This window comes from [Enterobacter] lignolyticus SCF1, assembly GCF_000164865.1.
In the GTDB taxonomy this organism is placed as follows: domain Bacteria; phylum Pseudomonadota; class Gammaproteobacteria; order Enterobacterales; family Enterobacteriaceae; genus Enterobacter_B; species Enterobacter_B lignolyticus.
Genome location: NC_014618.1, coordinates 4,720,367 through 4,740,673, shown reverse-complemented (window position 1 = coordinate 4,740,673; position 20,307 = coordinate 4,720,367). Strand labels below are relative to the sequence as shown.

Genomic DNA, 20,307 nt, shown 5'->3' with positions numbered 1-20,307 from the left:
ACGTAAACTTAAACGCTGTAGTACAGCTCAAACTCTACCGGGTGCGGCGTCATGCGTACGCGGTCGTTTTCTTCGATACGCAGAGCGATGTAGGCGTCAATCGCTTCATCGGTAAATACGCCGCCTGCTTTCAGGAACTCGCGGTCCAGATCCAGCTCGTGGAGCGCTTCTTCCAGAGAACCAGCAACCTGCGGGATTTCTTTCGCTTCTTCCGGCGGCAGGTCGTACAGGTTTTTGTCCATTGCTTCGCCCGGGTGGATCTTGTTCTTGATACCGTCGAGACCGGCCATCAGCAGTGCGGCAAAGCACAGGTACGGGTTAGCTGCCGGGTCCGGGAAGCGCACTTCGATACGGCGCGCTTTCGGGCTTGCAACCACCGGAATACGGATGGATGCGGAACGGTTACGGGCAGAGTAGGCCAGCATGACCGGCGCTTCGTAACCCGGGACCAGACGCTTATAGGAGTTGGTGGTCGGGTTCGCCAGGGCGTTGATGGCTTTTGCGTGTTTGATAACGCCGCCGATGTAGTACAGCGCCATTTCAGACAGGCCTGCGTATTTGTCGCCGGAGAACAGGTTAGCGCCGTTCTTGGCCAGAGACATGTGGCAGTGCATACCGGAGCCGTTGTCGCCAAACATCGGTTTCGGCATGAAGGTTGCGGTTTTGCCGAAGCGATGCGCAACGTTGTGAACCACATATTTGTAGATCTGAATTTCGTCCGCTTTCTTGGTCATAGTGTTGAAGCGGGTAGCCACTTCGTTCTGACCTGCGGTAGCCACTTCGTGGTGGTGTGCTTCAACAACCAGGCCCATCTCTTCCATCACCAGGCACATGGTAGAGCGCAGATCCTGAGAGGAGTCTACCGGCGGAACCGGGAAGTAGCCGCCTTTCACGGCCGGGCGGTGACCTTTGTTACCACCTTCGTATTTGGTGGAGGTGTTCCACGCGCCTTCGATATCGTCGATAGCCACGTGAGAACCGGAGATAGAGCTGCCGAAGCGCACGTCGTCGAACAGGAAGAATTCCGGCTCTGGCCCGAACAGCACGGTATCCGCGATGCCGGTTGCGCGCAGGTATTCTTCAGCGCGTTTAGCGATGGAGCGCGGGTCGCGGTCATAGCCCTGCAGCGTGCCTGGTTCGAGGATATCGCAACGGATGATCAGGGTCGGTTCTTCGAAGAACGGGTCCAGTACCGCTGTGGTTGCGTCCGGCATCAGAACCATGTCGGATTCGTTGATACCTTTCCAGCCGCCAATCGAGGAGCCGTCAAACATTTTGCCTTCTTCAAAGAATTCGGCATTTACCTGATGAGCAGGGATAGTGACGTGCTGTTCTTTACCTTTAGTATCGGTGAAGCGCAGATCGACAAACTTCACTTCATGCTCGTTCAGCATCGTCAAAACGTGTTCAGCGGACATACTTAAACTCTCCCGGATTGGTCATTGTCGTCGTGGTAACGAAAACATTCTTGCTACGTAAAAGTGGCGTGGTTGCCCTGAAAAAGATAAAGCGAAATCTGTGCCAACTTTTAAATTCACCTAAAAAGGCGTTATCATGCGCACCATAGTGCAAAAGGTGTGCCCCATGATGGATATAATGCACCAAAATAGTGCTTCAATGTGAATATTGAGCACCGTTTTGGTGCAATTTGCCTTATGGCGCTCTTTTGGCTCTGCGTGAAAGCGATCACAAAGCAACTCTGCAATACTTGTTTGCGGAGGATGTTTGTGATCCTGTTTTTTAGCGCGCTTAATCCGTGTACAATAACGCGCTATTTCTAATGCCTGAGGCAAAGTTGTGATCGAAAATCTGCGTAATATCGCCATCATCGCGCACGTTGACCATGGTAAGACGACCCTGGTTGATAAGCTGCTACAGCAATCCGGTACGTTCGACGCACGTACTGAAGCACAAGAACGCGTGATGGACTCCAACGATTTGGAGAAAGAGCGTGGGATTACTATCCTCGCGAAAAACACCGCTATCCAATGGAATGATTACCGTATCAACATCGTTGATACCCCGGGGCACGCCGACTTCGGTGGCGAAGTTGAACGTGTTATGTCCATGGTCGATTCCGTGCTGCTGGTGGTTGATGCCTTTGACGGCCCGATGCCGCAGACGCGCTTCGTCACCAAGAAAGCTTTTGCCCACGGTCTGAAGCCGATTGTCGTTATCAACAAAGTTGACCGTCCTGGCGCGCGTCCTGACTGGGTTGTCGACCAGGTATTCGACCTGTTCGTTAACCTCGACGCAACCGACGAGCAGCTGGACTTCCCTATCGTTTATGCGTCCGCGCTGAACGGTATTGCGGGTCTGGATCACGAAGATATGGCGGAAGATATGACCCCGCTGTATCAGGCGATCGTCGATCGCGTACCGGCGCCGAACGTTGACCTCGATGGCCCGCTTCAGATGCAAATCTCCCAGCTGGACTACAACAACTACGTTGGCGTCATCGGCATTGGCCGCATCAAGCGCGGTAAAGTGAAGCCGAACCAGCAGGTCACTATCGTTGATAGCGAAGGCAAAACCCGTAACGGTAAAGTCGGTAAAGTGCTGACCCACCTGGGTCTGGAGCGTATCGATAGCGACGTTGCGGAAGCGGGCGATATCATCGCGATTACCGGTCTGGGCGAGCTGAACATCTCTGACACCATCTGCGATACGCAGAATGTTGAAGCGCTGCCGGCGCTGTCTGTTGATGAACCGACCGTATCCATGTTCTTCTGCGTTAACACCTCTCCGTTCTGTGGTAAAGAAGGTAAGTACGTTACCTCCCGTCAGATCCTTGACCGCCTGAACAAAGAGCTGGTGCACAACGTGGCGCTGCGCGTTGAAGAAACTCCGGATGCTGACGCATTCCGCGTTTCCGGTCGTGGTGAGCTGCACCTGTCTGTTCTTATCGAGAACATGCGTCGTGAAGGTTTCGAAATGGCGGTTTCCCGTCCGAAAGTTATCTTCCGCGAAATCGACGGCCGCAAACAAGAGCCGTTCGAGAACGTAACGCTGGACGTTGAAGAGCAGCATCAGGGCTCCGTCATGCAGGCGCTGGGCGAGCGTAAAGGCGACCTGAAAAACATGAATCCGGACGGCAAAGGCCGCGTACGTCTTGACTACGTGATCCCAAGCCGTGGTCTGATTGGCTTCCGTTCCGAGTTCATGACCATGACTTCCGGTACCGGTCTGCTGTACTCCACCTTCAGCCACTACGACGATGTTCGTGCGGGCGATGTTGGCCAGCGTCAGAACGGCGTACTGATCTCCAACGGTCAGGGTAAAGCGGTAGCGTTCGCCCTGTTCAGCCTGCAGGATCGCGGTAAGCTGTTCCTCGGCCACGGCGCTGAAGTTTACGAAGGCCAGATCATCGGTATTCACAGCCGTTCTAACGACCTGACCGTAAACTGCCTGACCGGTAAGAAACTGACCAACATGCGTGCGTCCGGTACTGACGAAGCAACGGTTCTGGTTCCGCCGGTTAAAATGACCCTCGAGCAGGCGCTGGAGTTCATCGATGACGACGAACTGGTGGAAGTCACCCCGACCTCTATCCGTATTCGTAAACGTCATCTGACCGAGAACGATCGTAAACGCGCTATGCGTGGTGCTAAAGAAGAGTAAGACACGCTTCTTACCCACCGAAACCCTGCCTCGTGAGGCAGGGTTTTTTTTTGCCCTTTCCCGCCTCTAAGAGAGCTTTGTCACATTTATCCCCAAAGCCTGAGTCAGGCGTTGCTTTCCATTTTGGCCGCGGAGTAAGATGAACCATCTGGTTTAAACCAAATGGATTGAACGATGGACAAGAACCAATCAACCGTTGAGAACGCAAAAGAAAAATTAGACCGTTGGTTAGAAGAGGGCATCACCGCGGCAGGCGGCAAGCTCCCGTCGGAAAGAGAGCTGGGCGAACTGCTGGGCATTAAGCGCATGACGCTGCGTCAGGCGCTGTTGAATCTGGAATCCGAATCCAAAATCTTCCGTAAGGATCGTAAAGGGTGGTTTGTCGCTCAGCCCCGCTTTAACTATAGCCCTGAGCTTTCCGCAAGCTTTCAGCGCGCCGCGCTGGAGCAGGGACGTGAACCTTCCTGGGGCTTTATTGAAAAAAGCCGCGTATCGCAATTTCCGAAAGCCGCAGAGCCCCTGCTCGACGCGGCGCCGTCGGATGCGCTCTATCGCATTACCGGCTGGGGCGCGCTGGAAGGACACAAAGTGTTTTATCACGAGACGTTTATTAACCCCTGCGTCGCCCCCGGTTTTATCGAACAGCTCGAAAACCAGTCGTTCTCCAGCGTGTGGGAGAATGCGTATAACAAAGATGTGGTAATTAAAAAACTTGCCTTTAAGCCAGTGAGAATGTCAGGAGACATCAGTAAATTTATTGGTGGCTCGTCGGGTATGCCAGCCATTCTGATAGAAAAACATCGCGCGGATAGCCATGGCAATATCGTACAAATAGACATTGAATATTGGCGCTTTGAGGCCGTCGATCTCTTTATTAACTTGTAGGTATGTTATGGTCACGAAAGATAATGCTGAGAAAATACTTTCTCGCGTCGATACCCTTCCGCTGTATCTGCACGCGTATGCGTATCATCTGAATATGCGTCTCGAACGGATATTACCCGGTGATTTATTAGATATCGCTTATGAAAACCAGCTGCGCGGCGTAAAAATACATGTACTCGACGGTGAAAATTATTCACTGGGGAATATGAATGACGATGCGCTGGCGAACTTTGCCGATAAAGCGCGCCGTCTGTCTCTGGATGTGCATATCGAAACCAGCGCGTCGGATAAAGACACCCTCGATCAGGCGGTACGGATTGCCTTAAAAACGGGCGCCTCTTCCGTCAGGTTTTATCCGCGTTATGAAGGGCATTTGCAGGAGGTGATGGCGAAAATCGCGCAGGACATCCGCTATCTTAAAGCGCAGTATCAGCACTGCGGCCTGACCTTCACCATGGAGCAGCATGAAGATCTGCAAAGCCATGAGCTGGTGGCGCTGATTGAGCAAAGCGATATGCCCGAGCTGTCTTTGCTGTTTGACTTCGCCAATATGATTAACGCCAATGAGCAGCCGCTGGCCGCGCTGGAGGTGATGTCTCCCCGAATTACCCAGGTGCATATCAAAGACGCGCTGATGGTGCCGGAAAAAGGCGGACTGGGCCATAAAGCCTGCGTTTCCGGGCAGGGAGATATGCCGTTTAAAGCGCTGCTGACGTCGCTTATCTGTTTAGGAGACGACAAACCGCAGGTTGTCGCCTATGGCCTGGAAGAAGAGGTCGACTATTATGCGCCGGCGTTTCGTTTTGACGACGAAGGCGATAACCCGTGGATCCCGTGGCGCCAGATGAGCGAAACGCCGCTGCCGGAAGAGTCGCTGCTCGACGCTCGTCTGCAGCAGGAAAAACAGGATGCGGTGCAGCAAATACATTTTGTCCGGGACGTTCTTCAGCAAATAAAAGCCGAGGCTGACTATATTTTAAATCGCTAACACCGATACGCTTATTCTAATAAACCCATTCGCTATGAATGGCCAGGATTCTGTTGCCTTTTAAAAGACAATGGCGCTTATGCCATTAGGGGATACTATGCTCACAAAAAAGAAATGGGCGCTCTTTAGCTTATTAACACTGTGCGGCGGCACCATTTATAAACTGCCATCGCTAAAAGACGCTTTTTATATACCGATGCAGGAATACTTTCATTTGACCAATGGTCAGATTGGTAATGCAATGTCGGTGAACTCCTTTGTTACGACCATTGGTTTTTTTCTGTCGATCTATTTTGCCGACAAGCTGCCGCGTCGATATACGATGTCGGTCTCGCTGATTGCCACCGGGCTGCTGGGGATTTACTTAACCACCATGCCGGGATACTGGGGGATCCTCTTTGTCTGGGCGCTGTTTGGCGTGACCTGCGACATGCTGAACTGGCCTATCCTGCTAAAATCCGTCAGTCGCCTGGGCAACAGCGAGCAGCAGGGGCGCCTGTTTGGCTTTTTTGAAACGGGTCGCGGCATTGTCGATACCATTGTGGCGTTTTCCGCTCTTGCCGTCTTCGCCTGGTTCGGCAGCGGTCTGTTAGGGTTTAAAGCCGGTATCTGGTTTTACTCGGCGATCGTCATTTGCGTCGGCATCATTATTTTCTTTGTGATGAAAGAAACCGATGCCGCAGAGCCGGTAGATGTCAGCGAAAAACGCGACGCGCAAAGCAATACCAGTATGACGTCGGTGCTGAAGGATAAAACCATTTGGCTCATTGCATTTAACGTATTCTTTGTTTATGCAGTGTACTGCGGCTTAACCTTCTTTATCCCTTTCCTGAATAATATCTACCTGCTGCCGGTCGCGCTGGTGGGCGCATACGGCATTATTAACCAGTACTGCCTGAAGATGATCGGCGGACCGGTTGGGGGGCTGATATCGGACAAGATCCTGAAATCCCCAAGTAAGTATCTCTGCTACACCTTTATGGTCAGTTTTGTTGCGCTGCTGGTGCTTATTATGCTCCCGCACGAAAGTATGCCGGTCTATTTGGGGATGGCGTGTACGCTAGGTTTTGGAGCCATTGTTTTTACCCAGCGCGCCGTGTTCTTCGCGCCGATTGGCGAAGCGAAAATATCGGAAAACCACACCGGTGCGGCAATGGCGCTGGGCAGTTTTATCGGCTATGCGCCGGCGATGTTCTGCTTTAGCCTGTATGGCTACATTCTGGATTTGAACCCGGGACTGCTCGGCTACAAGATTGTTTTCGGCATCATGGCCTGCTTCGCGTTTTGTGGCGCCATCGTGTCTGTGCTGCTTGTTAAACGTATCAACCACACCAAAAAGGTGCTGAAGGCGGCCGAAGCCTGACCCATCAACCTGAAAAACATCGCCGCTGAGATGCGCCCCTGGCGTCATGGGGACATTTCAGCGGCTTTTTTTTGATGTAAATCGATAAAAAGAAAAATAAATAGCCAGCGCGTTTTTGTTAATTATTCTGGGTTAATATAAGAAATGTCTTCAGCATTATTTCACCTCAATATTATCCGTCACCTAACCATATGATAGATAAGGCGTAATTGTTTTATCTTAAAACCATAATAAGAAGATTATATATTTTTTAAGATTATCTAACCTGAATATAAGGTGCGGGATAAGAACATAGGGTTTCTCAGTCATACCATTCATATTGACACATTCATTTGGCGAATGTTTTAATCTCATCACCATAAAAGCAATATTAATAACCGCTCATTATCATTTCATTTTTATGCAAATGAACGGTCAGCTTTTGTCATTAAATTTTATAACCAGAGATACGTCATTTTACAGGTAGTTGAGTGTCGAACCTAATGGATACGGTGATCCTATGAAACAAAACTGTCATAATAAAGGTGGCTTAGGGCTACCCCATAAATTAGCGCTGTGTATTGCCAGCGCCCTTGCGATGGGCGGTATGAGCCACCCCGCTATCGCCGCTGGCTGCAGCTATACGACGCTCGCACAATTCTATTGTGATGATACCACTATTTATTATGCCGGAAATCCGCTGGCCGGTGGCTCACGAGATTATACGACGTTTGATGAAGTACTAATAAACACCTCGCAGAATGGCACAACGGCGCCATTACAGGGATGGGGGGTTTATGTTGATTCTATCGGTTATAAATTTAAAAACCTTACGATTAATACCACGGGCGAATCTGCCGATGGCGTTCATTCAAAAAATGCCGGTGGACGACTCGAAGCGGAAAATATTACCGTGAAGGCCACGGGTGCCAGCGCAGACGGTATTAATATCGGTCGTGAGTTAACGGCGGCCTACTCAATTGTTGAGGTTAGCAATAACGTTGCGATTGACGTAGAAAATGGCATGGGGTTACGCGCTAACTCATCCGCCAGTAATGACAACGGGCAGTCCTCTATTATTATTCATGGCGACGCGAATATTGTTACCCGCGGGGCTGGTGGCGTTAATACGGGATATGGCATTTATGCCGGGAAAGATCCCGCGCACCTGTTAGGTACGCCGCGCGGCACGGCGGATATCACTATTGGCGGCACGGCCACCGTGGCGACCTCTGGCAATAACGCGTACGCGGTTTATGCCGGGCGAAAAGGCACCATTAACCTGAACAATGTCGATTTGTCGACCTCCGGGTCCGGTGCGTCTGCCATCTATGCTAACTCAAATAGTGATCCCGCAGTGGTTAACCTTGGCGGAAATGCCCGCATCCGTGTCGCCCAAAGCAGCGGTAATGCACTGTATGCCTACTCTTCTTCGAGCGTCATTCGCTCCTGGGATGGCGTGACCAACAGCCGTGCTTCCGGGGTTTATGATATTGAAGGCAACCTGCTGGCCTCTTATGGCGGCGTCATCGACCTGCAGATGGAAAACGGCAGTCGCCTCGTCGGGAAAGCGGAATCTTCCCAGACTAACCCCACAGCATCCCAGCACAGCACCATCAACATGGTGATGAAGGGGGCGCAAAGCCTGTGGGAAATGACCGGGAGCTCTGTTGTCTCCACGCTGAACCTGGATCAGGCAACGCTCAAGTTCAGCGACACGGGCGTATCGGCGAACGATCAAACTACTTTCAAAAAGCTCACCGTGGCGGGCGATTACATAGGTACTGGCGCGCTGATGGTGATGAATACCGTCCTGGGCGACGACAGCTCGCTGACGGATAAGCTGGTTGTTAAAGGGAATACGAGCGGCGATACGCGAATCAGCATCAATAACATCGGTGGTGCCGGGGATTTAACGATTAATGGTATTGAGATAGTGACGGTCGACGGCAACTCCGACGGCGTCTTCACAAAAGAGGGGCGTATCGTTGCCGGCGGCTATGACTATGACGTGGTGAAGAAAGCCAGTAACTGGTACCTCACCAGCCAGCTTTCACCAACCGAGCCAGATCCTGAACCAACGCCAGATCCGGCCCCGGCACCTGCCCCTGCCCCATCACCTGGCGGCAAGCACCAGTACCGCCCGGAGTTTGGCAGCTATCTGGCCAACAACTATGCCGCCAATACGCTCTTCCTGACCCGGCTGCATGACCGCTTAGGGGAGACGCAGTACACCGACTGGCTGACCGGCGAACAAAAGGTGACCAGCCTGTGGATGCGCAATGAAGGCGGGCATACCCGCTTTACCGATGCGAGCAGTCAGCTGAAAACGCAGGCTAACCGCTATGTGCTGCAAATGGGTGGCGATCTGGCGCAGTGGAGCACCGACGGCCTCGATCGCTGGCATATCGGCGCGATGGCCGGGTATGCCAACCAGAAGAGCCAGACCCGCAACACCTATAACGGCTACCATTCTCGCGGCCAAATTTCCGGCTACAGCGCAGGGCTTTACGCAACCTGGTACGGGAATGACGCCGATAAGCGTGGCGCTTATGTCGACGCCTGGGCGCTCTACAACTGGTTTGATAACACCGTGAACGGCGAAAACCTTGCCTCCGAGAAGTATAAGTCTGACGGTATTACCGCCTCTGTCGAGAGCGGGTACAGCTTCTTGCTGAGCGAGGGTGAGCAGGTAAGCTACTGGCTGCAGCCAAAGGCGCAGCTGATATGGATGGATGTTACTGCCGATACGCACCGGGAGAAAAATGGCGCCCGCGTCAGGGATGAAACCTCAGGGAACCTGATGAGCCGACTGGGGGTCCGCGCCTGGCTGAAAGGGCACAGCACGGCTGACGATAGCCGCCAGCGCGATTTCCAGCCGTTTGTCGAAGTAAACTGGATCCATAATAGCCAAAGTCAGACCGTAAAAATGGGTAACATTCGGGATGAGATTCGCGGTACGAAAAATATTGGTGAGTTAAAAATTGGCGTTGAAGGTCAGCTCAATCAACGACTGCAGGTCTGGGGTAACGTTGCGCAACAGGTCGGCGATAATAGCTACAGCGATACCTCCGCAATGTTAGGTGTGAAATATAGCTTCTGATTTTTACTATTTATTTGAATAAACTAAAAAGGGCGCCTTGGCGCCCTTTCTTATTTACAGGGTAGTGTTGATTATTTTATAGATATGCAGGCCGATCTTTTTTTCGAGTCTTTGCTTATGTACGTAAACTGCTTTTATGTTGATATTGCATTCGGCTGAAACCTGGGGGGCTGATTTTCCATCAAGAATGCATTTTAGAATGGTGAACTCTACATGATTTAGGATGGGGGTCTTTTTGTCGTAAAGCGTCATGCCGCTAAATATTCGCCGCATCTTGGTGTTAAGTAAGTCATGTTTATCATCGTTATAAATAACTGCACGAATCCGGTCACTTTCCTTGAGCCAGTAGTTGGCGAGGGCCCGCATGCGGTTATCAGCAATCAGAATAATATTTACATTAGCATTTGAAAGGTTGTTAATCCATTGATTACTTAGGAAATTTCTAAGGTTTGGTAGGGAAAAGTCAACAAAAACAAAGCCTCTGGTTAAAAGGTTATGGTGGTGTTTTAATATTCGCTCAGCAACACCTTTGCGAAAATAAATGTTTTTTTCAGGCCATACAGAAAAGCTCGCGCTATCACAATAATGAGAGCGTAGAGTATGCTCTGGCGCTAATTGACAATGGCATTCACAGCTGATGCAGTGAAGCGTCGCATCTGTTTTTGATAACATATCAATCAGTCCTTTCATTATACTATAGCGGAATATTCCATTGGCAGCAGCAGCTGTCAATATTTCTCAGATTGCTTGTCATCTACGCTTCTTTTCTTGAAGTGAGTATTTTGTTAGATTTTCTGTATGATGATGAAAAATAAATTCTGCGATTAACCGTATAGAGTGTTAAGAGTAATGGTTTTTTCCAGCGATAGGATGTTCAATCGCTGCGTTCAGATATTCTAGCAAAAAAAGCAAGAAAACAAAAAAATAAATATAGCACAAATAGCTAAAGCTTAATCAGGCGCAGGGTGAGCGCATGAATAAATAAACAAAGTAAATATTGTCGCACTATTTTAAAACGAATAACACCTGTTTTATCGGCCATTTTGGGGTAGCGGCAGCGGCGGTTTTTCGGCAGCCAGGCCGCGAAAAATTTAACATCCGATCGCTGAGGGAATGCATAGTCAAACCTTTCCTTTCCCGCTACAGTTAATCTTCCATGGCGCAAAAGGAGAGGATCATGCTCTATATCTTTGATTTAGGTAATGTGATTGTCGACATTGACTTCAACCGTGTACTGGGAACATGGAGCGATTTTACGCGTGTGCCGCTGGCGACGCTGACGCAAAAATTTGCCATGAGCGACGTTTTTCACCAGCACGAGCGCGGGGAGCTGAGCGATGAAGCCTTTGCCGCCGCGTTTTCGCAGGAGATGGGGCTGCCGCTGAGCTATGAGCAGTTTGCGCACGGCTGGCAGGCGGTGTTTGTCGCGCTGCGGCCTGAGGTCATCGCCATCATGCACAAGCTGCGGGAACAAGGACACCGCGTCGTGGTGCTGTCCAACACCAATAACCTGCATACCACCTTCTGGCCTGATGAATACCCTGAAGTGCGCGCGGCGGCCGACCATATGTACCTTTCCCAGGAGATGGGGATGCGCAAGCCGGAAGTGCGTATCTACCAAAAAGTCCTCGACGCCGAAGGTTTTTCTGCCGAAGAGACGGTCTTTTTCGACGATAACGCCGATAATATAGCTGGAGCGAATCAATTAGGTATCACCAGTATTCTGGTGACAGGGAAGGACGTCATTCCCGGCTACTTTGCAAAGCAGTTATGTTAAACACACTGTGTCAGAAAATTAAGCACTACACCCTGCCGCTGGTAGCATGGCTTAAGCTGCTCTGGCGGCGTATTGATGAAGACCAAATGACGACGCTGGCAGGCAACCTTGCCTATGTGTCGCTCCTCTCCTTAGTGCCGCTGGTTGCCGTGGTGTTCGCCCTTTTTGCGGCGTTTCCGATGTTTTCAGATGTCAGCGCCACGCTGCGACACTTTGTTTTTACCAACTTCATGCCGGCGACCGGCGACGTCATTCAGCGCTATATTGAGCAGTTCGTTGCTAACTCCAGCAAAATGACCGCCGTTGGCGCCTGCGGGCTGATCGTTACCGCGCTGCTGCTGATGCACGCCATCGACAGCGCGCTCAATACCATCTGGCGCAGCCACCGGACCCGCCCGCACGTCTATTCCTTTGCGGTGTACTGGATGATCCTGACGCTGGGCCCGCTGCTGGCCGGGGCGAGCCTGGCGATCAGCTCCTATTTGCTCTCTTTGCGCTGGGCAAGCGAGCTCAATGGCGTGATTGATAACACGCTGCGCATTTTTCCGCTGCTGCTGTCGTGGATCAGCTTCTGGCTGCTCTATAGCGTGGTGCCGACAACCCGGGTACCCAACCGTGACGCGGTGATTGGCGCGTTTTTCGCCGCAGCGCTGTTTGAATTAGGCAAGAAGGGGTTTGCCCTCTACATCACGATGTTTCCGTCGTATCAGCTTATTTATGGCGTCATTGCCGTCGTGCCCATTCTGTTCGTTTGGGTCTACTGGACCTGGTGTATCGTCTTGCTTGGCGCCGAAATAACTGTCACTCTCGGGGAATACCGCAAACTTAAACAAGCCGCAGAACAAGAAGAAGACGAAGAACCATGATTGCATTAATTCAGCGCGTAACCCGTGCCAGCGTCACCGTGGAGGGTGAGGTGACGGGTGAAATTGGCTCAGGACTTTTGGTGTTGTTAGGTGTCGAAAAGGATGATGACGAGCAGAAAGCCAACCGCTTGTGCGAGCGGGTGCTGGGCTACCGTATCTTCAGCGATGCCGACGGAAAAATGAATCTGAATGTCCAGCAGTCGGGCGGCAGCGTGCTGGTGGTATCGCAGTTTACTCTGGCGGCGGATACCGAGCGCGGCATGCGTCCGGGCTTCTCTAAGGGGGCGACGCCGGATCGCGCAGAAGCGTTGTATGACTATTTTGTTGAGCGCTGCCGCCAGCAAGAGATGAACACGCAAACCGGAAGATTCGCTGCGGATATGCAGGTGTCTCTGGTGAACGATGGGCCAGTTACCTTCTGGCTGCAGGTGTAAGTATGAACCAGCTTCCTGGTTGGGCGTGGGTAACCAAAGAGAGTACAGCTATGTATCACCTTCGTGTACCGCAAACAAAAGAAGAGTTAGAGCGCTATTATCAATTCCGTTGGGAAATGCTGCGTAAACCGCTGCACCAGCCCAAGGGCTCTGAGCGCGATGCCTGGGACGCGATGGCGCACCATCAGATGGTGGTGGATGAGGAGGGCAATCTGGTGGCGGTCGGTCGTCTGTACATCAATGCCGACAACGAAGCCTCCATCCGCTTTATGGCCGTGCATCCTTCCGTGCAGGATAAAGGTCTGGGTACGCTAATGGCGATGACGCTCGAGTCCGTTGCCCGCCAGGAAGGGGTGAAGCGCGTCACCTGTAGCGCCCGTGAGGATACCGTTGAGTTCTTCGCCAAGCTCGGTTTTGTTAATCAGGGAGAGATAACCACGCCGCAGACCACCCCGGTGCGCCATTTTTTGATGATCAAACCAGTCGCCTCGCTGGATGACATTTTGCATCGCGGCGACTGGTGCGGGCAGCTTCAGCAGGCGTGGTATCAGCACATTCCGCTCAGTGAAAAAATGGGCGTACGTATTCAGCAGTACACAGGGCAGAAATTTATTACCACCATGCCGGAAATCGGCAATCAGAATCCGCACCACACCCTGTTCGCCGGCAGCCTGTTTTCTCTTGCCACCCTTACCGGCTGGGGCCTTATCTGGCTGATGCTGCGTGAGCGCCATCTCGGCGGCACGATAATCCTCGCTGATGCTCATATCCGCTACAGCAGGCCGATCAGCGGTAAGCCGACGGCAATTGCCGATCTCGGTTCGCTGAGCGGCGATCTCGACAGGCTGGCCCGGGGACGCAAAGCGCGCGTTCAGCTTCAGGTCGAACTGTTCGGCGACGACACCTCCGGCGCCATCTTTGAGGGGATCTACATCGTACTGCCCGCGCGGCCGTTTGGCCCGCTGGAAGAGGGCGGTAACGAGGAAGAATAACGCCTGACGGGATTTCTGGATTGTCGATCGCAAAAGCTCATGTTGCCTTTACATTCCGCTTTATCCACAAATTAAGAAGGTGTAATTTGCCTAAAAATTAATCTGTAGTGATATACTGGAGTGATATATGAGCCACGTGGTGGACCTTGATATGGGCAGGATTCTGATCGATTTGTCGGACGACGTCATTCAACGGCTGGATAACCTTAAACAGTTGAGAAACCAGCCGCGCGCCGAGTTATTGCGTGAGGCCATTGAGCAATATCTCGATAAACAAAGCTCCACGGTGATTCGGGAGGCTCTTGGTTTATGGGGAAATCAGGAAGAGGATGGGCTTGAATACGAACGCAAGCTTCGTGAGGAGTGGTGATCATGGAGCATATGGCAGTATTTGATACCAATATTCTCATCGACCTTTTCAACAATCGCATAGAGGCTGCGGATGCCATTGATAGCACAGCGACACATCGGGCAATAAGCCTCATCACCTGGATGGAAGTGTTGGTTGGCGCTCGTAAGTACGGTCAGGAAGCCAAAACGGCGGCCGTAATGAGCGCGTTTGAGATTATCGATGTTTCGCGTGAGATTGCAGAACGCAGTGTATTACTTCGTGTAAAACACGGGATGAAGCTTCCGGATGCCATCATTCTGGCTACCGCGCAAAGTAAAAACTGCCAACTTATCTCTCGTAATACGAAAGATTTTGCGGGTATCTCAGGGGTAGTTTCACCCTATCAGCTGTAAGCCGGGCAGCAAACGCCGCCCGACATAGCGTCAGTAAGCGCTACTCCCCTTCGCCCGGGAACAGGAACGGGTTGAGCGAGCTGCGTGCAAAGCCTTCCTGCTCCATACGCGCGTCGAGCACCAGCGAGGCGAGGTCATCGGCCACGGCTTCAACGTTCGGGTCCTTTTCCTGATAGAGGATCTTCAGGTAGGTGCCGCAGTCGCCGCAGCTTTCGGCTTTCACCGCCGCCTGCTCGTTATCCAGCGACCAGTAGTGCAAATCGCGGCTCTGCTCGCAGTTGCTGCATTTGACGCGCACCACGTGCCATTCGGATTCGCACAGGTTGCAGTGCAGGTAGCGCAGCCCCTGCGTTGTGCCAATCTGCACCACGCTTGAGACCGGCATGGAGCCGCATACCGGGCAGTGCTGGCGGTGTTCGCCATACTCCGCGCGGGCTTTACCGGGGATAAGGTTTGCCATCTGCGCCCAGTACAGCGAGAGCGCCGCCCAGATAAACGGAGCCTTGTCGCTGCTGACGGCGGCAAAGTTAGAGGCAAACAGCGCGCTCGCCATCTGTTCCAGCTCCTGGTCGGAGGCTTTTTCCAGATTCTCGATAACCGCCAGCGCCGGGCCGCTCATTTCCGGCTTCAGCTCGGCGATCATCGAGCGCAGCAGGGTGCGCCAGTGCTTGTCGCGCGGCAGGGTATGAATATCCAGCGGCGGTTTCTCCTGCGCCGCGGCCTCTTTGAGGCGAGCGGTGAGGTCCATCTGCAGCGGGTGGTCGTACAGCACCACCTCCTGCGCATGGGCGATAAGCGCGGCGAAGCGCAGATAGTCGCCCAGCGGGTTGCTCTCCGCCAGCTCGCGCAGGCGCTCTGCACGACGGTGATAGAGATTTTTCAGGCTGGGGAATAATAACGGCGGAATTGCTTCCGCCGTGCGTTTCTCGCTATTTCCCAGTTCATCTTGCGGGATTATGCGAATACTCATTCAGTCGTTTTTTCCGTTGTCTTGCGAACTTCACGGTACCAGCGCGGGTGGTGCTTCTTCGCCCACGATTTGGTAACCCAACCTTCCACCATGGCGGTGATGGTGCCTTTCACCCACAGGGCGGCGTAAATATGCACCATGATAACCACAATTAGCGCGACTGCGGCAAATGAATGCAGCATCAGGGCTAAACGGATCACCGGAATGGAGAAAGCAGGCGCGAAATACGGACGCCAGATAATGATACCGCTCACCAGCAGCAGCACCAGGAAGATAATCGCCGCCCAGAAGACGCACTTCTGGCCGAAATTATAGCGCCCGGTGTCACCCACTTCCTCGTTGACGACGATCTTACGAATATTCTTCGCCCAAAAGATATCATCCCGATTGATTAGGTTGTGGTGCCAGTAACGGAAAAACATGATGATGAAGGAAGCAAACATCACCACGCCGACGAACGGATGCAGAATGCGCGCCAGCTGCGGCGTGCCGAGAATATGCATCAGCCAGTTGAAGGACGGGAAGAAAAAGCCCAGCCCGCTCACCGACGCCAGCACGAAGCAGAAGGCGGTGACCCAGTGGTTGATACGCTCCGGCGCCGTATAGCGCACGATGGTGTCACGTCGTTTCATTTACGCTTCTCCTCTTCACCGTCATCGTCTTCCTCATCCGCACGGTTCGGACCGACACCGACGTAGTGGAAGATACTGGCCGCGAAGGTAGCGGCAAAGCCGATCGCCGCCAGCGGTTTCCAGACGCCTTTCCAGAACTTCACGGTTTCGCTGATCGCCGGGTTTTCCGGCAGGCCGTGGTACAGGTTCGGCTTGTCGGCGTGATGCAGCACGTACATGACGTGGGTACCGCCGACGCCCGCCGGATCGTACAGCCCCGCGTTGTCATAACCGCGGGTTTTCAGCTCCGCCACGCGCTCGCCCGCCAGCGTTTTCATATCCTCTTTAGAGCCAAAGTGGATAGCGCCGGTTGGGCAGGTTTTCACGCAGGCCGGTTCCTGGCCCACGTTCACGCGGTCGACGCACAGCGTACATTTGTAGACGCGGTTGTCTTCCGGGTTAAGGCGCGGCACGTTGAACGGGCAGCCGGCGATGCAGTAGCCACAGCCGATGCACTGCTCGGACTGAAAGTCGACGATGCCGTTGGCATACTGAATGATAGCCCCTTCCGACGGGCAGGCCTTCAGGCAGCCCGGATCGGCGCAGTGCATGCAGCCATCCTTACGGATAAGCCACTCCAGTTTGTCGTTCTGCTCGACTTCCGAGAAACGCATCACCGTCCAGGACTTGGCGGTCAGGTCCGCCGGGTTGTCATACACCCCGACGTTATGTCCCACCTCGTCACGGATGTCGTTCCACTCAGAACAGGCCACCTGACAGGCTTTACAGCCAATACAGGTCGTCACGTCGATGAGCTTCGCCACTTCTTCCTGGTGATCCCGCGCCTGAGGCGCGGGGGTAAAACCGTTAGTCGCGGAACGACGGATAATGTCTTGCGATTGATAAGCCATAAGTCGTCTCCGTTACACCTTTTCCACGTTCACGAGGAAGGATTTGAACTCCGGCGTCTGCGTGTTGGCATCACCGACGAACGGCGTCAGCGTGTTGGCGATAAAGCCTTTACGCGCCACCCCTTCATAGCCCCAGTGGATTGGGATCCCGATGGTATCCACTTCCTTATCGTGGACCTTCAGCGTGCGGATACGCTTGGTCACCACCGCTTTGGCCTTGATATAGCCGCGGTTAGAGGAGACCTTCACGGTGTCGCCGTGGGCGATGCCGAGCTTGTTGGCAAGCTTTTCGCCAATCTCGACAAACTGCTCCGGCTGCGCAATCGCGTTCAGCAGCGCATGCTTGGTCCAGTAGTGGAAGTGTTCCGTCAGGCGGTAGGTGGTACCGACATACGGGAACTTGTCCGCGGTACCCAACGCTTCCTTATCGCCTTTAAAGATACGGGCGGCAGGGTTCGACACCACGTTCGGGTGCAGCGGGTTCGTGCCGATCGGCGTTTCAAACGGCTCGTAGTGTTCCGGGAACGGCCCTTCCGCCATCTTATCGATAGCAAACAGGCGCCCCATCCCTTCCGGCTGCATGATGAACGGCCCAACGTCGGTGCCAGGCGCGGCCGCGCTGTAGTCCGGAATATCGACGCCGCCCCATTTGGCGCCGTCCCATTTCAGCAGCTGACGTTTCGGATCCCACGGTTTGCCCTGCGGGTCCGCCGAGGCGCGGTTGTACAGGATGCGGCGGTTCAGCGGCCACGCCCACGCCCAGCCGAGCGTATTGCCAAGGCCCGACGGGTCGGCGTTATCGCGTTTGGCCATCTGGTTGCCGTCCGGCGTCCAGCTGCCGGCGAAAATCCAGCAGCCGCTGGAGGTGGTGCCGTCGTCGCGCAGTTGAGCAAACGAGCTGAGCTGCTGGCCTTTCTTCACGATGACCGCGCCGGTAGCCGGGTCGGTAATGTCGGCAAGCGCTTTACCGTTGCTCTCCATCGCCACTTCTTCCGATGCAGGCTCATCCGGCGTGGAGTAGTTCCACGTCATATTGAGAACCGGCTCCGGCGTCGGGCCGCCTTCGGTAGCGTACATCTCGCGCAGGCGCATGAAGATGCCTGCCAGGATTTCGCCATCGGTTTTGGCGATCCCCGGGGCGTCGGCGCCCTTCCAGTGCCACTGTAGCCAGCGGCCGGAGTTAACGATAGAGCCGTTCTCTTCGGCGAAGCAGGTTGACGGCAGGCGGAACACTTCGGTCTGAATCTTCGATGAATCCACATCATTCGATTCGCCGTGGTTTTGCCAGAACGTCGAGGTCTCGGTGTTCAGCGGATCGATGATCACCAGAAACTTCAGCTTCGATAGCGAGTCGATAATTTTGTGTTTGTTCGGGAAAGAGGCCACCGGGTTAAAGCCCTGGCAGAGATAGCCATTTACTTTGCCCTGGTTCATCATCTCGAAATATTGCAGAACGTCGTAACCCTTGTCCCACTTCGGCAGCCAGTCAAAGCCCCAGTTGTTCTCCTTGGTGGCCTTATCGCCGAAGAACGCCTTCATCATTGAGACGAAGAACTTCGGATAGTTGCCCCAGTAGTTGACCTGGCCGTCCAGCAGCGGTTTTGGCGTATTGGCCGTCAGGTAGGTCTGGAGATCGGTCTGTTTTTCGCTTGGCAGCGTCATGTAGCCAGGTAGGCTTTGCGACAGCAGGCCGAGGTCGGTCAGGCCCTGAATGTTGGAGTGGCCGCGCAGGGCGTTTACACCGCCGCCCGCCATGCCCATATTGCCGAGCAGCAGCTGGATCATCGCCATGGTGCGGATGTTCTGGGCGCCGATGGAGTGCTGCGTCCAGCCGAGCGCGTACAGGAACGACGCCGTTTTGTCATGGGCGCTGGTTTCTGCGATGTATTCGCAGACTTTCAGGAAGTCAGCCTTCGGCGTACCGCAGATGGTTTCCACCATTTCCGGCGTATAGCGGGAAACGTGCTGCTTCAGCAGGTTCCACACGCAGCGCGGATGGGTGAGCGTGGTATCGCGCTTCGCGTGACCGTTCTCATCCAGTTCATAGTTCCAGCTGGTTTTATCGTACTTGCGTTTTTCCGCGTCGTAGCCGGAGAACAGGCCGTCTTCGAAGGCATAATCCTCACGCACGATAAGGCTGGCGTTGGTGTAGGCCTCGGTGTATTCGCGGTTAATTTTCTCATTGTTCAGCAGATACAGAATCACCCCGGAGAGGAAGGTAATGTCGGTACCCGAGCGAATCGGCGCATAGAAATCCGCGACCGATGCCGTACGCGTAAAGCGGGGATCGATAACGATAAGCTTCGCGCCGTTGTGAATTTTGGCTTCCATCGCCCAGCGGAACCCGACCGGATGCGCTTCCGCGGCGTTACCGCCCATCACCACAATGAGGTTGGCGTTCTTAATATCCACCCAGTGGTTGGTCATCGCACCGCGACCAAATGTTGGAGCAAGACTTGCTACCGTTGGTCCGTGTCAGACACGCGCCTGGTTGTCGACCGCGAGCATACCCAGCGCGCGGGAGAACTTCTGGGTCAGATAACCGGTTTCATTACTGGATGCCGATGCGCACAGCATACCGGTGGAGAGCCAGCGGTTAACGGTGGTGCCTTCGGCATTTGTGGCGATAAAGTTGGCGTCGCGGTCGGCTTTCATCAGCTTAGCGATACGATCGAACGCGTCGTCCCAGCTGATTTGCTGCCATTTGTCTGAGCCCGGAGCGCGATATTCAGGGAATTTCAGGCGGCTTTCGGAATGGATAAAGTCCACCAGACCGGCCCCTTTCGGGCAGAGCGCACCACGGTTGACCGGATGATCCGGATCGCCTTCGATATGGAAGATAGATGCTTTGGCGTTTTTCGCTCCATCGCCGAGGCTGTACATCAACAGCCCACAACCGACAGAACAGTACGTGCAGGTGTTACGGGTTTCGCGGGTACGCAGCAGCTTATACTGCCGCGTTTCCGCTAGCGCTGCGCCAGGGGCAAAACCCAGCGCCGCTACCGTGGTGCCTGCCATACCGCCAGCGCAGATCTTAAAGAACTGCCTTCTGCTGACCTGCAT

General features: G+C 53.6%; 17 protein-coding genes. 11 read left to right on the top strand and 6 right to left on the bottom strand.

The annotated features are described in order from the left end of the window. Positions 1-8 precede the first annotated feature (8 nt). Positions 9-1,418: a glutamate--ammonia ligase gene (gene glnA, locus ENTCL_RS21990; protein WP_013368322.1), complete on the bottom strand. Its 1,410-nt coding sequence runs from the start codon at positions 1,416-1,418 to the stop codon at positions 9-11. A 379-nt stretch (positions 1,419-1,797) separates the two neighbouring features. Here glnA and typA point away from each other — a divergent pair, with 379 nt between their 5' ends. From typA to ENTCL_RS21965, 5 genes are all read left to right on the top strand, one after another. Then, entirely contained in the window at positions 1,798-3,621 is a 1,824-nt protein-coding gene (typA, locus tag ENTCL_RS21985; RefSeq protein ID WP_013368321.1) for a ribosome-dependent GTPase TypA, read from the top strand. A 174-nt stretch (positions 3,622-3,795) separates the two neighbouring features. Continuing rightward, positions 3,796-4,506: a GntR family transcriptional regulator gene (locus tag ENTCL_RS21980; protein WP_013368320.1), complete on the top strand. Its 711-nt coding sequence runs from the start codon at positions 3,796-3,798 to the stop codon at positions 4,504-4,506. Between the two features lie 7 nt (positions 4,507-4,513). After that, positions 4,514-5,494, top strand: a complete 981-nt coding sequence (locus ENTCL_RS21975; protein WP_013368319.1) for a sugar phosphate isomerase/epimerase family protein — start codon at positions 4,514-4,516, stop codon at positions 5,492-5,494. A 97-nt stretch (positions 5,495-5,591) separates the two neighbouring features. Continuing rightward, a complete protein-coding gene (locus tag ENTCL_RS21970; protein WP_013368318.1) occupies positions 5,592-6,857 on the top strand; it encodes an MFS transporter in 1,266 nt (421 codons plus the stop codon). 499 nt (positions 6,858-7,356) lie between these two features. Next, positions 7,357-9,939, top strand: coding sequence for an autotransporter outer membrane beta-barrel domain-containing protein (locus ENTCL_RS21965; protein ID WP_013368317.1), 2,583 nt, complete (start codon positions 7,357-7,359; stop codon positions 9,937-9,939). 54 nt (positions 9,940-9,993) lie between these two features. On the opposite strand, the gene ENTCL_RS23365 is transcribed toward ENTCL_RS21965, so the two are convergent. Then, positions 9,994-10,629, bottom strand: a complete 636-nt coding sequence (locus tag ENTCL_RS23365) for a LuxR C-terminal-related transcriptional regulator (protein WP_077264284.1) — start codon at positions 10,627-10,629, stop codon at positions 9,994-9,996. A 487-nt stretch (positions 10,630-11,116) separates the two neighbouring features. On the opposite strand from ENTCL_RS23365, the gene yihX reads away from it, so the two are divergent. The 6 genes from yihX (at position 11,117) to ENTCL_RS21930 (ending at position 14,752) form a co-directional block, all read left to right on the top strand. Then, positions 11,117-11,716 (top strand): glucose-1-phosphatase, encoded by a 600-nt coding sequence (gene yihX / locus ENTCL_RS21955; RefSeq protein WP_013368315.1) that lies wholly within the window; start codon positions 11,117-11,119, stop codon positions 11,714-11,716. Beyond that, entirely contained in the window at positions 11,710-12,582 is an 873-nt protein-coding gene (locus ENTCL_RS21950) for a virulence factor BrkB family protein (protein WP_013368314.1), read from the top strand. Before yihX ends, ENTCL_RS21950 begins: the two co-directional genes overlap by 7 nt. Then, positions 12,579-13,016, top strand: a complete 438-nt coding sequence (dtd, locus tag ENTCL_RS21945; RefSeq protein ID WP_013368313.1) for a D-aminoacyl-tRNA deacylase — start codon at positions 12,579-12,581, stop codon at positions 13,014-13,016. Before ENTCL_RS21950 ends, dtd begins: the two co-directional genes overlap by 4 nt. Positions 13,017-13,066: 50 nt before the next feature. Beyond that, the gene (fabY, locus tag ENTCL_RS21940; protein ID WP_013368312.1) at positions 13,067-14,008 is read left to right on the top strand and encodes a fatty acid biosynthesis protein FabY; all 942 of its coding nucleotides are present in this window, start codon (positions 13,067-13,069) and stop codon (positions 14,006-14,008) included. A gap of 127 nt (positions 14,009-14,135) precedes the next feature. Then, complete coding sequence (locus ENTCL_RS21935; RefSeq protein ID WP_013368311.1) at positions 14,136-14,378, top strand: ribbon-helix-helix protein, CopG family; 243 nt, start codon at positions 14,136-14,138, stop codon at positions 14,376-14,378. A 2-nt stretch (positions 14,379-14,380) separates the two neighbouring features. Further along, a complete protein-coding gene (locus ENTCL_RS21930) occupies positions 14,381-14,752 on the top strand; it encodes a type II toxin-antitoxin system VapC family toxin (protein ID WP_013368310.1) in 372 nt (123 codons plus the stop codon). A gap of 40 nt (positions 14,753-14,792) precedes the next feature. On the opposite strand, the gene fdhE is transcribed toward ENTCL_RS21930, so the two are convergent. From fdhE to fdnG, 4 genes are read right to left on the bottom strand one after another with little or no spacing between them, the layout of a single operon-like run. Further along, positions 14,793-15,722: a formate dehydrogenase accessory protein FdhE gene (gene fdhE / locus ENTCL_RS21925; RefSeq protein WP_013368309.1), complete on the bottom strand. Its 930-nt coding sequence runs from the start codon at positions 15,720-15,722 to the stop codon at positions 14,793-14,795. Continuing rightward, complete coding sequence (fdoI, locus tag ENTCL_RS21920) at positions 15,719-16,354, bottom strand: formate dehydrogenase cytochrome b556 subunit (RefSeq protein WP_013368308.1); 636 nt, start codon at positions 16,352-16,354, stop codon at positions 15,719-15,721. Before fdoI ends, fdhE begins: the two co-directional genes overlap by 4 nt. Then, on the bottom strand, positions 16,351-17,244 hold the full coding sequence (fdxH, locus tag ENTCL_RS21915) for a formate dehydrogenase subunit beta (RefSeq protein ID WP_013368307.1): 894 nt from the start codon (positions 17,242-17,244) through the stop codon (positions 16,351-16,353). The genes fdoI and fdxH overlap by 4 nt, the downstream gene beginning before the upstream one ends. A gap of 12 nt (positions 17,245-17,256) precedes the next feature. Then, positions 17,257-20,307 (bottom strand): formate dehydrogenase-N subunit alpha, encoded by a 3,051-nt coding sequence (gene fdnG, locus ENTCL_RS21910; protein WP_157865568.1) that lies wholly within the window; start codon positions 20,305-20,307, stop codon positions 17,257-17,259.